Origin of the sequence: Mizugakiibacter sp. (genome assembly GCF_039680435.1) — a bacterium.
Lineage (GTDB): Bacteria > Pseudomonadota > Gammaproteobacteria > Xanthomonadales > Rhodanobacteraceae > Mizugakiibacter.
In genome coordinates this window covers 26,152-38,389 of the sequence record NZ_JBDKSX010000042.1, presented here as the reverse complement: position 1 = coordinate 38,389, position 12,238 = coordinate 26,152, and the positions used below count along the sequence as shown (strand labels likewise).

At 68.6% G+C, this 12,238-nt stretch carries 15 protein-coding genes; all 15 read left to right on the top strand.

Translation table 11 applies throughout. The features are described 5' to 3' along the window. A partial coding sequence (locus ABFC67_RS04960; protein ID WP_346736939.1) for a hypothetical protein occupies positions 1-382 on the top strand: 382 nt, incomplete at its 5' end. Then, on the top strand, positions 339-935 hold the full coding sequence (locus ABFC67_RS04955; RefSeq protein WP_346736938.1) for a replication protein P: 597 nt from the start codon (positions 339-341) through the stop codon (positions 933-935). The genes ABFC67_RS04960 and ABFC67_RS04955, both read left to right, overlap by 44 nt. Before the next feature lie 313 nt (positions 936-1,248). Further along, positions 1,249-2,376: a tyrosine-type recombinase/integrase gene (locus ABFC67_RS04950; RefSeq protein WP_346736937.1), complete on the top strand. Its 1,128-nt coding sequence runs from the start codon at positions 1,249-1,251 to the stop codon at positions 2,374-2,376. Beyond that, positions 2,348-2,740, top strand: a complete 393-nt coding sequence (locus ABFC67_RS04945) for a hypothetical protein (RefSeq protein WP_346736936.1) — start codon at positions 2,348-2,350, stop codon at positions 2,738-2,740. The genes ABFC67_RS04950 and ABFC67_RS04945 overlap by 29 nt, the downstream gene beginning before the upstream one ends. Then, positions 2,737-3,522, top strand: a complete 786-nt coding sequence (locus ABFC67_RS04940; protein ID WP_346736935.1) for a hypothetical protein — start codon at positions 2,737-2,739, stop codon at positions 3,520-3,522. Before ABFC67_RS04945 ends, ABFC67_RS04940 begins: the two co-directional genes overlap by 4 nt. Next, the gene (locus ABFC67_RS04935) at positions 3,519-3,857 is read left to right on the top strand and encodes a hypothetical protein (RefSeq protein WP_346736934.1); all 339 of its coding nucleotides are present in this window, start codon (positions 3,519-3,521) and stop codon (positions 3,855-3,857) included. Before ABFC67_RS04940 ends, ABFC67_RS04935 begins: the two co-directional genes overlap by 4 nt. 40 nt (positions 3,858-3,897) lie before the next feature. Further along, positions 3,898-5,733, top strand: coding sequence for a hypothetical protein (locus tag ABFC67_RS04930; protein ID WP_346736933.1), 1,836 nt, complete (start codon positions 3,898-3,900; stop codon positions 5,731-5,733). Beyond that, entirely contained in the window at positions 5,730-7,916 is a 2,187-nt protein-coding gene (locus tag ABFC67_RS04925; RefSeq protein ID WP_346736932.1) for a minor capsid protein, read from the top strand. Before ABFC67_RS04930 ends, ABFC67_RS04925 begins: the two co-directional genes overlap by 4 nt. 63 nt (positions 7,917-7,979) lie before the next feature. Beyond that, positions 7,980-8,255, top strand: a complete 276-nt coding sequence (locus ABFC67_RS04920; protein ID WP_346736931.1) for a hypothetical protein — start codon at positions 7,980-7,982, stop codon at positions 8,253-8,255. A 2-nt stretch (positions 8,256-8,257) separates the two neighbouring features. Further along, positions 8,258-9,358 (top strand): hypothetical protein, encoded by a 1,101-nt coding sequence (locus ABFC67_RS04915; RefSeq protein ID WP_346736930.1) that lies wholly within the window; start codon positions 8,258-8,260, stop codon positions 9,356-9,358. 3 nt (positions 9,359-9,361) lie between these two features. Further along, positions 9,362-9,706: a DUF2190 family protein gene (locus tag ABFC67_RS04910; protein ID WP_346736929.1), complete on the top strand. Its 345-nt coding sequence runs from the start codon at positions 9,362-9,364 to the stop codon at positions 9,704-9,706. 13 nt (positions 9,707-9,719) lie between these two features. Beyond that, on the top strand, positions 9,720-10,793 hold the full coding sequence (locus ABFC67_RS04905; protein WP_346736928.1) for a hypothetical protein: 1,074 nt from the start codon (positions 9,720-9,722) through the stop codon (positions 10,791-10,793). Between the two features lie 54 nt (positions 10,794-10,847). After that, complete coding sequence (locus ABFC67_RS04900) at positions 10,848-11,327, top strand: hypothetical protein (protein ID WP_346736927.1); 480 nt, start codon at positions 10,848-10,850, stop codon at positions 11,325-11,327. Between the two features lies 1 nt (position 11,328). Then, positions 11,329-11,754, top strand: coding sequence for a hypothetical protein (locus ABFC67_RS04895; RefSeq protein WP_346736926.1), 426 nt, complete (start codon positions 11,329-11,331; stop codon positions 11,752-11,754). Then, positions 11,751-12,227, top strand: a complete 477-nt coding sequence (locus tag ABFC67_RS04890; RefSeq protein WP_346736925.1) for a hypothetical protein — start codon at positions 11,751-11,753, stop codon at positions 12,225-12,227. Before ABFC67_RS04895 ends, ABFC67_RS04890 begins: the two co-directional genes overlap by 4 nt. The last annotated feature ends 11 nt before the right edge of the window (positions 12,228-12,238 follow it).

Below are 12,238 nucleotides of genomic sequence, written 5' to 3'. Positions count from 1 at the left end.
TCTTCCTTCCACCCCCAATCCCGGCGCCGCTGCTGCGCGCGAGCACGCACACGCGCATGCGCACACGCGCATGAGCCCGGCGGAGATATGGCAGGCGCTGGGGGAAGCGGGCCTGCCGGTGGGGATCATCGCGCGCACCAGCCACGCACGGCGGATCGCGCATTGGCTCGAGCTATCGGTATCGCGCGATCAGCTCGACGATGCCATCGCCAGGGCGCAAAGAGCCCGCAGTCGCGCTGGCGACGCGCGCCCGATCAACATCCCGTTCATCGATTGCTTCGTGCGGGACGTCGTGGACGGGATCCCTGAGCAGCAACCCCAACAGGCGAGGAAGAATCATGCAGGCGATGAGCTCAGCCGGCAGTTCGCAGCCGGAGGCTGAATTGCGTGTCGCGGTGGCGGAGATGTTTTCCGTCTTCCAGCGACTGTTCACGCATCGATGGACCTCGGCGTTCAACGACGACAAGGCGCGGCCGGCTTGGTTTGCGGCGTTGCGCGCGGCTGGTCTGACGGCCGTCGAAGTGCGCGCCGGGATGGCGCGTGCCTCGCAACTCGAGTGGCCGCCGACTGCCGGTGAATTCGTGAAGCTGTGCAGGCCGGCAGTGCCGTCGTCGCTCGAGGCACTGACCGAGGCAGCGACTTGGGCGCGTGGTGCGCATGACGGAGCCTGGTCGCATCCGGCAGTGGGAGCCGCGGCGCGCGCGATCGGCAGCTGGAAGCTCCGGAATCTACCCGAACGCGATCTGGCCGCGCTGTTCGGCAACACCTACGGCCAGATGGTGGAGAGATACCACCGCGGCGAGATGCTCGACGTGCCACCAACGCTGGCACTACCCGCGGAGATCCGCACGACCACTCCACGCGGAGTGGCGCCACCAGCACCGGTCGCCGCCGCCATCGCCGATTGCGCCTCTCGCTTGGGGGTTTCCCTCTGATGGGTCGCATAAACGTTCTTCTCCCTCTCTCCGCTGCGGCACGGGAGCACGGCTGCGGACCGCGCCACTGCTCGCCAAACCCGCTGGGCGTTCGCGTTTGGGGTGGGGGTCATGGCACCGGGAGCTTGAACGCCGAATTGCCGGAATCGGCCACGCGCAAGTTGCTGTTCCGGAAGGCGCTGCGGTGTGCGGTCCCGGTCGGTGGCGAACGGTGGGGCACCCCCCCCCCCGTCAAAAGCAGCAGGCAGGAAGGGGGTCCGGCCAACCTGGTTGCCCCTCGAAAAAATGGAGGGGGTTCGGGGGAGGGTCGCGCATGACTGAACGGCCCATCCCCCTCGGCGCCGGGCTTGCGGCCGACGATCTGCGGCAGCGCGACCTTGTGCTTGCCGAGGGCGGCCCGCTGGCTGCGGCGATGCGCGCCAACGAACTGCGCGCCTGGACGCCGGCGACGTGGCTCGGGGAGGTGTGGCGCTGGGTGATCTGGATGCGGGTGGTGCGTGGATTCCGTGCCGAGACCACCTGCGCGGCGTACGCGGAGTCGATCGGCCACTTTGCGATGTGGGTGCACGATCGCGGTGCGGCCTTCGACGCACTCGCGACCGCTGACCTCGACGAGTGGCAGAAGTCGCTGTTCCTGACGCGCCGCATGACCGCGCCATCGCGTCTGCGCGCGCTTGCCGCGCTTCGCAGCTTCTACGGCTGGCGCTCCACGCGCGGGCTGGGTGTCGACGTGACAGCGGGCTACCGCGGCCCGCGGACCGCCAAGCGCATGCCGCGCAAGTACACCACGGCGCAGCTCCGCGCGATGTTCGACGGCCTGCGCAAGCATGGCGAAACGCTGCAGCGACTACGGGACGAGACGGTGCTGCTGTTCCTGCTCTGCACCGGCCTACGGCGCGAGGAGATGGCGAACCTGCGCATCGACCAGCTCGACATCGCCGAGCGCGCCGGCTTGGTGCGCGTATTTGGCAAGGGCGCGAAGGAGCGGATGGTGCCGTTCGAGGGTCCGGTGGTGAAGCAGATGCAGCGTTGGCTGCTCGAGCGCGCGGAGATCCCGGGGCTCGTTACCGATCGCGTGTTCGTCGGCCTCGCGCGCAACTGGTGCGGCAAGCCGATGGCTGCGAGCGGCATCGAGGGAATCGTCGCGCGCGCCGCGCGCCGCGCCGGGCTGAAGGACTGGGGCGTGCATCGTTTCCGCGTCACGTTCGCCACGCAGCTCTACGACGACGGCGTCGACATCGAACGCATCCGCGTGCTGATGGGGCACGAGAGCATCGAGACGACGCGGCGATACCTCTCCGTCAGCCAGCGACTGAACCAGCTGCGGCTCAAGCCTTACCGCCAGCACCAGGTGATGGGCACGTTCCCCGAAGACCTGCCCCTATGGGCAAAACACCTGGAGTCCATGACGCATGGAAATCCGCTTCAGCCAACGCGGTGATCGCCCGACCACCTTCGAGCGTGGCCTGGTCAGCGAGGCTCCGACGTGCCTGCTGACCGAGACCCGCCAGCTCTGGCTGCTGATCGCCGAGCGTATTGGCCTCGAGGCGCTGCTCGTCGTGCTGGACGAGATCGGCGGCGAGAAGGTGCACGTCCCAACTCGCGCGGATTTCTTTGGCGCGCTCTGGCGCCCCGTGCGCGATGCGGAAATCCGTCGGCTGAAGGGGCAGGGTTTCGGCGCGAAGCGCATCGCCAAGGAACTGGGCATGACGCGCTCGGCCGTGCAGCTGGTCCTGCACGCGGAGTCAAGGGGCCAGCGGGCAGGACGACGCTGGCCCGCCGGGCGTGCGAGTAAGCGCGCATGAGCGAGAAGCGGCGCTACACGATGAGCGAGAAGGCGGTGCAGCAGCGGCGCGCGGCGCAGCCTGCCGCTACCGAGGCAAGCCGCGACGCATCGACGGGGCCGCGAACGGAGGAGGGCAAGGCCGCCAGCAGTCGCAACGCATGGAAGCATGGCCGCTACAGCGCGGTGCATCGACACCAGTTCGGCACCGGCGCGTTGCACGTCTCGAAGCTCTTCGGAAAGCCGTGCCTCACGACGTGCCCGTTCCACCCGGAGAACCCCGAGCGCACCGAGGCCCCGTGCTCGCTGGTGCTGGACGGGCTTACGCGCGCAGGCGGTCCGTGCCTCGACAAGACCGTCTACGTGCAGGCCCTGGGTGCGGTGATGGACGTGCTGCAGAACAACGACATGGACGGCATGAACGGTCTGTTCGCCACCGAGCTCGCGAGCAACCTCCAGTTGCTGCGCGCCATCCGCGAATCGATCGCGGAGCAGGGCATCGTGATCGAGATCCCGGTGGTGACCAAGGACGGTACCGTGCCGTTGAACCCGACGACGGGCAAACCCTACATCGCCGAGGCGAAGGCCAACCCGGTGCTCGCGCACCTGATCCGCTTCGTCGAGGCGCTCGGCATCAGCTTCCCGGAGATGACCGCCACGCCGCGTGCGCGGCGCGGCATGGAGGCGGAAGAGGAGACGGCCAGCGGCCTGGCCGGGATCCTGGGGGCCATCGCGAGCCGCGCACGCGGCAACGTGCCCGCACCGCGGCCGGCCCTGCCGCACGACGAAGGGGGCGACGCATGATCGCGCTGATCGTGACGCTGCTCACCCTGCTGGTCGGCGCGATGATCCTGATCGCATTCGAGCATGACGCGCGCATGCGCGCTTCGCACGAGAATGCCGTGCTGCACCGCAAGCTCGACCAGTGCACCGCCGACCTCGGAACCACCATCGCCAACCTGCACGAGCTTCGCAAGATCACCGCGGACCTGCATCGCAAGGCGTGCGCCGTACGCGACAGCTACATCAACCTCGTTGCGATCGTGGACCCCCGCAAGGCCGGCGAGATGCGGCGCGTGGTGGCCGCATCCGAGACGCGCTCGCTGCTGACACGAGCGCGGGAATGCCATCGTGGCTAAGCGCCGCCGCCCGAGTGCCGAGCATGCCGTGCTGCGCGAGATGCAGGCGCGCGGCGTCTACGACCCGCATGAGTTCGACGCCTGGCTCGCGGCGCGCGGCTGGGCGTGGCAGGGGCTCGATCGCGGCGATTACGCCATCGGCTTCGACGAGGCGCATGTCCTGTACATCTGCGAGGATCCGGTGCGCTGGTGCGAGACGTTCCTCGTGGAACCACGTACCGGCGAGCCGTGGCGCTTCTTCGACTACCAGCGCGACAGCGTCCGTGCCTGGTCGCAGGACGTGGTCCATCAGGATGGCGCCGAAGTCGGCAAGACCCGCGAGATCATGTGCCTGATCCTGTGGGGAGAATGCACGGCGATGGGGCTCACGGTGCGCCGGCCGTGGATGCTGATCGGTGCCCCGCAGCAGACGCACCTCGACGAAATCATCCTCGCGGTCGAGGAGCAGATGGGCGTGCAGGAAGGCGGCGGCGCCGGCGGAACGCTGCTCTCTCAGCAGTGGCTGAAGCCCAAGCGCACGCCGCACACCATGCACCGCTTCCTCACGCCGCCTCTGGACGGCGAGAAGGCGGGCATAGGGCGCGTGTACTACCGCCCCGCCGGACATGATGGCGAGGCCTTCCGCGGCGTGCACGTGAACGCGATGCTTCTGATGGACGAGGCGGCCAAGCTGAAGCGCGCCGTGCAGTGGTCTGAGTTCTGGCGCTCCGCGATGCCAGGCTGCCGGCGCCGCGTGTACAGCGTGCCGGATGGCGACCGCAGCACCGAGTTTTTCCGCATGACGCAGCAGGCCACCGAAAGCCTGCCGCCGGGCAGAACCGGCTTCAGGCTGTTCCACTGGCCGAAGACCATCATGCCCGCGCCGTTCTGGTCGCCTGAGCGCGAGGCAGAATTCGCGCGCCTCTACGGCGGGCGGCAGACGCCAGGCTTCAAGCGCAATGTCCTGGGCGACTGGGGTGAAGCCGAGAATCCGGTCTGGAGTTGGGACGTGATCCTGCCCAACGTGCAGACGCTCGACGACTACCGCGTGCTGAAGCTCACCGCGGACACCTCGCGCGACGAGCTTGCGATCGAACTGAAGCGCGTGGAGCTTCACGTGGAACAGGGTCGGAAGGCGGGCGCCGATGTATGGCTGCTCGACACCACCATTCCACTGGGGGCGTTCCTGCGCGGTGAGGACGAGGCACGCCGCACCGCCATGCGCGCATTACTGCGCGAGCACCTGGACGGTGCCGGCCGCGGCGTGTTCTGGGCTGGCGCCGATCTGGGCGAGAGCAACGACCCCACCGAAATCATCCTCAGCGAGCAGCACGGCCCGAAGCTCGTCGACGTGCTCCGCATCAGCGCGCGCGGCCTGCCGTACCACATGCAGCGCGAACTGATCTACGGCATCGACGAGATGTTCGGGCGCCTGCCGCATTGGGGCGTCGATCTGGGCGCCGCCGGCACCGTCGTCGTGAAGGACCTGCAGACGCTGGAGGCCTACGCCGACGCGCGGTTCGACGAGCGCATGACCGGCTTCCAGTTTTCGAACGCCGTCGACTGCGTCGGCGAGGACGGCGAGGCGCTGCGCGATGCGACGGACGACGACGCCGAGGGCGAGGCGCGCATCGTGCGTGCGCCGGCGAAGCACTGGGCCACCCAATGCATCACCGCTCGGCTGCAGGCGATCGGCTATGCGCTCGCGTACGACACCGAAGTGCTCAATCACATGACCAACCACACCGCGCGGCAGGGCTCGAAGTGGCCCATCTACGCAAAGAAGGATGACCACGACATCGACGCCCGGCGCATGCAGATGCTGCGCAAGCTGTTCGACGAGGGCGGCAGCTACGTGGACGTCTTCAGCGTCGGCGCGCATCGGAGAGCCGCATGAAGTTCCAGCCGTTCAAGTTTCTCGACCGCATCGTCGCCCGCGCCAAGGGCAACGACATGACGAACAGCGTGATCGTGCGGGCCGGCAAACAGCTAGGGCCGTGGCAGGACATGCTGGGTTATGTGCCGCGGCTGGTGAATCCGTACTTTTACGAAGCGCTGCGCGAGGCCATCGGCCCCATCGATGGCGCCATCAATCGCCTGGTCACGCTCGACGGCATCATCCGCGTGCGCGGCGGCAACGATGCGCTGACGCAACTGATCCAGAACGAGCTGCTCGCCAGTATCCCGGTCAATGATGAGGAAGCCGGCCTGCAGGCGTTCTACGCCAGCCAGAGCAACGAGCTCTACGAGCAAGGCTTCGCGGTCGGCGAACTGGTGATGGACGCCAAGGGCCGCGAGCTGATCGGCCTGCGCGTGGCCGACTCGAAGGGCATCGTCTTCCACCGCAATGACCGCGGCGTCCTGGAAACCTGGTACCGGCCGCCCACGCCGAAGGCGGCGGGGCGCATGGATGGCTCCGACCAGATCGAGACCGTATTGAGGAACACCGTCGGGCTGGCCACCACCGCACTCATCGACGGGAACTATGCTCAGCTCGCCGACGGCTCGACAATCTACGTCGCCTACCAGCCCGAGGCAGACGGTCCCTACGGCACCGCGATCATGCGCAGCATCGAGTTCGTCGCACAGATCCTGCTGACGATCCAGAACGCACAAGCGCAGGTTTGGGGCCGCTATGGCGACCCGCCGCTGTCGCTGACCTACAAGACCAAGAACCGCGCGCTCAACGCCGACCAGCTCGCCAAGCGCAGGGATCTGCTGGCATCTCAGCTTGCATCGGTGCTGGACGCCAAGCGCAAGGGCAACAGCGCCGACTTCGTGCAGGCGATCGGCGCGGACGACGACATCATCATCAACGTGATCGGCGCTCAGGGTTTCGAGCTGCAGATCGAGATGCCGGCGCGCCACATGATGGAGCAGATCCTCGCGAAGTTCGGCCTGCCCGCATGGATGCTCGGCATGCAGTGGAGCACGGCCGAGCGCATGGCCGACCAGCAGAGCGAGATGGTGCTGCAGGAAGCGCGCACGCGCTTCGAGCGCCGCAAGGCCGGGCTGAACCGGCTGGTCGCCACCTGGCTACGGGGCCGCGGCAAGACCTGGAAGGCGGGCGACTGGGAGCTGTACCAGGAACTGCCCAGCCTCGCCGACGAGCTGAAGCGGGCGCAGGCCGACTTCCTCCGAGCGCAGACGCAGATGATGCTGAATGGCCAGCAGCCCGTCACCGGAAACGGCACGTCCACCCGGTCCGTCGATGTGTTCCACGCGAAACACGACGGTTCCATCGACTGGTTCCCGGGCTTCCGACGGCGCGCCGCACGCGGCCACAGCCACCACAAGAGCGGCGGCGATGGTGGTGACGGCACCGACCCCGGCGAGCCCTGGGCAGAAGGCGACCCCGAGTTGCCGATCATCGAGCGCACCGCCGTCGACGGTCTGCTGCAGCTCTGGGACCAGCTGGCCAGCGAAACGCTGGCGCAGCTGCGGCTTCACGAATCGGGCGCCGCCAGCTTCAGCTTCGACGCGGTAGCGAGCGCCGAGCAGCTGATGAACCTCAACGAGCTGTTCATCGCCGCCGCCGGTGCCGAAGATGGTCCGCTGCTGCAGCAGGCCTATGCGTCGTGGGTGCGTGGGCTGCGCAACGCGGCCAGCGAGAGCGGGGCAGAGGCGGCGATCGAGGCAACGCGGCAGACCATGCGCGACACGCTGCGCGCCCGCGCATTCACCTACGTCCGCGACGCCGCCGTGCGCAGCTACAAGGACGACATCGTCGACGACCTGGCCAATGGCATTTACGACGGTCTGAATCCCATCGAGGTAGCGGCGCGCCTGCGCGCGCGCTTCGGCGTGCACGACTACGACTGGGAGCGCCTGGCGCGTAGCGAAATCGCATCCGCGCAGGCGGCGGGCAAGGAGGCGCAGTACAAGGCCGAAGGCCTCACGCGCTACGACTTCGTGACCGCAGCCGACGCGTGCCCGATCTGCACGGACATCGCCGCGCGCGGGCCGTACACCCTGGGCGAAGGCCCGATGCCGATGGACAGCACCCATCCGCACTGCCGCTGCACCATCGTCGCGCGCCCGGATTCGGGGGCCAGCGCAGCGGACGACACTGGCCCCTGAACGCCCGCACGCTCGGATCGTCAACCGCTGCCGCCACCAGGCGGCATGGACCGAGAGACGATCATGGCGAAGGACAAGCAGAACGCTTCCGCGACCGCGGACGACGCGAGCCAGGAAGCGACGAACACTCCGGGCGCCGATGAAGCCGTTGCCACCCCCGCGGGGAGCGCGGCCGAGGCCAACGTCAGGGGCGATGACGCCGCCGCGGCCGCGGACGCGGCGGTCGAGCCCGCGCCGGCCGAATGGCAGCGCCCGGACTACGCAGGCCCGCTCGACTGCGCGCAGGCCGCCTGGCGCAATCGCCACCTGAAGCCCGTGCGCGAGGTCACCACGAAGTGACCATGCAGCGCACCAAGACGCTCGCGCTCCACGTCAAGGCCGCCGCTGCCGGCGCGCCGACCGAGGAGCAGCTCGCCGCGATACGCGCCTATACGCTGCGCGACTTCACGGCCGACGAGCTCGTGGTGCGTGAGGTGCTGCTGGCGCATAACGGCATCGACCGCGACAACGAGGTCTTCGACGAGGCGCTGCTCGCCGACTTCGAACGCACGCTGCCCGGCAAGGGCGTGTTCATCCGCCACCCGGGCGGCTGGAATGGCGATGGTGGCCCGGGCGAGGGGCGCTGCTTCGGCGCCGGCATCGAGCGCATGAGCTTCGACGAGGCGCGCAAGCTGCTCGGCGATCCCGACCTGCAGTTCCCGCCGGACCGCCAGCAGGCGGTCGTCCTGCGCGCCCAGGCGTACTTCGTCAAGACGCCGGACAACACCGCGCTGCTGCTGAAGATGGATGCCGGCATCGTCGCCGACTGCTCCATCGGATTCAGCGCGGAGAGCTATGCGCCCATCATCGATGGCGAGGGCCGCGAGCTGACCGCGCGCCGCGTCATGGGTCCCGGTGAGGCCCTGGAGTTCTCGTTCGTCTGGCTGGGTGCGCAGCCGGGCGCGCGTTCCGTCAAGTCCGCGCACCGTACCGAGGAAGAGACCATGAATCTCGAAGAGCAGCTGAAGGCCGCGAAGGCCGAGGCGGAGCAGCTCAAGGCGAAGGTCGCCGATGGCGCGAAGGCCGCGGCTGCTCTGGAGGCCGCGCGCAAGGCGCTCGGCGACGACGCGGCGCTGATCGACGCGCCGGAAAAGCTCGCGGCGCTGGTGGCGTCGGGCAAGAGCTACCGTGCCACGCTGGTCGACGACATCGTCACCGGCGAGCGCCACATGGACCTGATCGGCGATACCGATCAGGCGGTGGCCGATGCCAAGGCGCTGTATGCCGACATGCCGACCGCGAAGCTCGAGGCGCTGCGCAAGCACGTCGCCGCGCGCCTGCCCGCGGGCTCGCGCATGGCGGGCGGCGACCCCGGCAAGGGCGCTCCGGGCGCCAAGCAGGCGCCGCAGGAATCGCCGGTCCACAACCCCCTGATCAGCGGCGTCGCCGCCGCGGAGGCCTGAGCCATGCTGCAGATCCGTTCCCCGGCCGCGCAGATCAAGACGATCGACTACGCGCATTCGGCCGCCACCACCCACAAGACGCCGGTGTTGATCAACGCGCACCTCTTCATCCCGCTGGACGACGCCGCGGCGAACGCTCAGAACGCGTTCGTATATGCGGCGGAGATCAGCGGCGGCGACAAGGCCGCGGTCGCGCTGGCTTTCGGCGACAAGGTGTACTGGGACGACACGGCGAAGAAGTTCACCAACGTCGCGACGTCCAACACCCTGGTCGGATACGCGCTCGAGGCCGCGGCTTCCGGCGATGCCACCACCGGCATCATCGCCTTCAACAGCTTCGCCGCGTAAGGAGACGGCAGCCATGCGCATCAGCAACTTCGCCCAGCTCGCCCAGCTCAAGGGCGACGACCGCGCCCGTCTCAAGGCGCTGCACCAGGCGATCAGCCTGGAATTCTCGGCGCCCGCGCTCTGCGAAGAGCTGCTGGGCGAATCGCAGGCCGGCCTGATCGGCAAGGGCATCACGCTGCTGGAAGGCACGCGCGCCCCGAAGCTGCCGGACGCGCAGCGGATCAAGTCGTTCCTCGCCCGCAAGTGGGCCACGCCGGACGACAACCCGATCCTCTCCGATGTCGCCATGCGCATCGAGAGCTTCTTCCACTCGAACATGCCCGAGATCGACCTGGGCTACCAGAACCTGTTCCAGCTCGTCGACCTGCGCCAGTCGAGCCAGGACAGCTTCGACATCATCGACACCAACGGCGGCATCACCTGGGAGCAGCGCGCCCCGGGTGCCGCGGTGAAGCCGCGGCGCGAGATCAGCGAGTCCAGCACCGCTGTGAAGTACGTCACCTGGGCGTCCGGCATCGGCCTGCTCGACGACTGGCTGCGCTTCAACAAGTTCTGGAACGTGCAGCAGGTGGTCGACGAGTTCCGCGCCACCGCCTTCGACAAGAAGGCCGAGATGCATTACGGCCTGCTGACCGCGCTGGGCGCCGGCGTCGAGACCGCGTTCGACACCGACGACACCAAGACCTTCAACAACGCCGCGGCGACGATCCTGCGCAACGCGCGCGCCAAGGGCTATGCCGTGGGCCAGAACGCGGGCTTCTGGATCGTCTGCGCGCCGGAGAAGCTCGGCCGGACCATGCAGATGCTGGAGGCCACGCAGGGCAGCGCCATGGTGGCGTTCCAGGCCAGCCGCCAGCCGCTCGCCTACCGCGTCGCCGGCGTGATCGCCACGACGTTCGTGGGCGCGGCCGACACGGGCTACTACCTGGTGCTTCCGGGCCGCAAGCTGCAGCGCGGCGAGTGGCAGGATCTGGCCGTGGAGTCGCAGCGCGACATCTACGCCAGCGCCACGGACTGGGTCGGCACGCAGAAGTTCAACGCCGCCATCGGCGACCAGACGCAGGTGCGCCGGGTCAAGTACGCGTAACGGCAGGAGCGCGACGAGGCCGGGCGGCGCGAGCGGCCCGGCCTTTTTTCCGACATGAGCACGGCGAAATCCACCCCGCAGGATCTGCTCGACGAGGGCTTCCGCCCCGAGCAGTTCGGCTCGCCCGCGACCTGGGCGTCGACCTATCTCGGCGATCTCGTCGCCGAAGCCGGCCGCTGGGTGGAGGCACAGCTCGGCGCGGCCGTGTATGGAGCCGTGTCGAGCGATACCTACGCCTTCGACTGCTGCGTGAAGGCCGAGGTGCAGTACGCATCCATGGTGCTCTGGCGTCGCCGCGCGAAGTTCATGGACGGCGCGGCGCAGGTCGGCCTCGAGAGCACGGCATACCTCGACCGCCGCGAGATGCTGGCGCATGCGGAAGATGCGCGGCAGAACGCGATCTATTGGCTCGGCGAGGCTGCCCGCGCGCTCGGCGTGGATCCGCCCGCCATCTCCGCCGGCGGCGGCATCAGCGTCGGATACACCGAAACGGGCAGGTTCCCGCAGACGTCGACGGGGCCGCTCAATGCCTAGCATGACGACCAACGGCGCGCAGGTCGCGGCGGTCTACAAGCGCATCCGCGGCACGCTCGACGCTGCGCTCGATCGCGGCATGACGGCGGCGCTGCTCGCCGTCGAACGAGCGCAGGTGAAGAACCTCAGCGGCGGCGGCGCAACCTTCTCATACCCGGTGCCCGTGCGCACGGGCAATCTGCGGCGCAGCGCCGGGCATTCGCGCGAGTCGCTGACCAGCGGCTACGTGTTCAACACCGCAGCCTATGCCGGTGCAGTCCATAGCGGCCACGTGTCCGAATGGGCAGGCCGCGGCAAGCATCGCACCGTGGACCGCGCCGCACGCCCGTTCCTGACCGACGCCGTCGATCAGGCGAAACCCTCCACGATCGTGCAGGCCGAGATCAGCAAGGGGCTGATGCAGGCCGGCAAGACGGTGTTCGCATGAGCGCGCAGGCCTTCGCCGACGCGGTCGCGATGCTGATCATGGGCGATGCGGCTTTCCTTGCCGACATGGCCGCCATCCTCGGCACGGCACCGAGCATCGTGCTTCGGGGCAATGCGCCGGTCGCTCAGATCCCGGTCGGGCAGTTCCCGTGCTGGGTGCTGGAGCAGGGTGAAGGCACCGCCGCCTCGCTCAGCAACGACGGCGGCGCGTTCCTGACCATCGGCGGCGCCGAGCAGCAATTCGAAAGCGACATCAGCCTCGCGCTGGTGTGGAAGGAGCAGGACCGCGAGGCAGCCGCCCAGCAGCGCGAGAAGCTGCCGGCGGCGTTGGCGCGCCTGATGTTGCGCAATCCGCAGCCCGGCGGCATCGCCTGCGCATGGCTGCAGGACTGGTCACCCGATCGCGGCGTCAACCATCCGACGCAGATCTGGGTGGCAACGCTGCGCGGCCAGTATGCAATCACCGCGGCATGAGCGCCGCACCG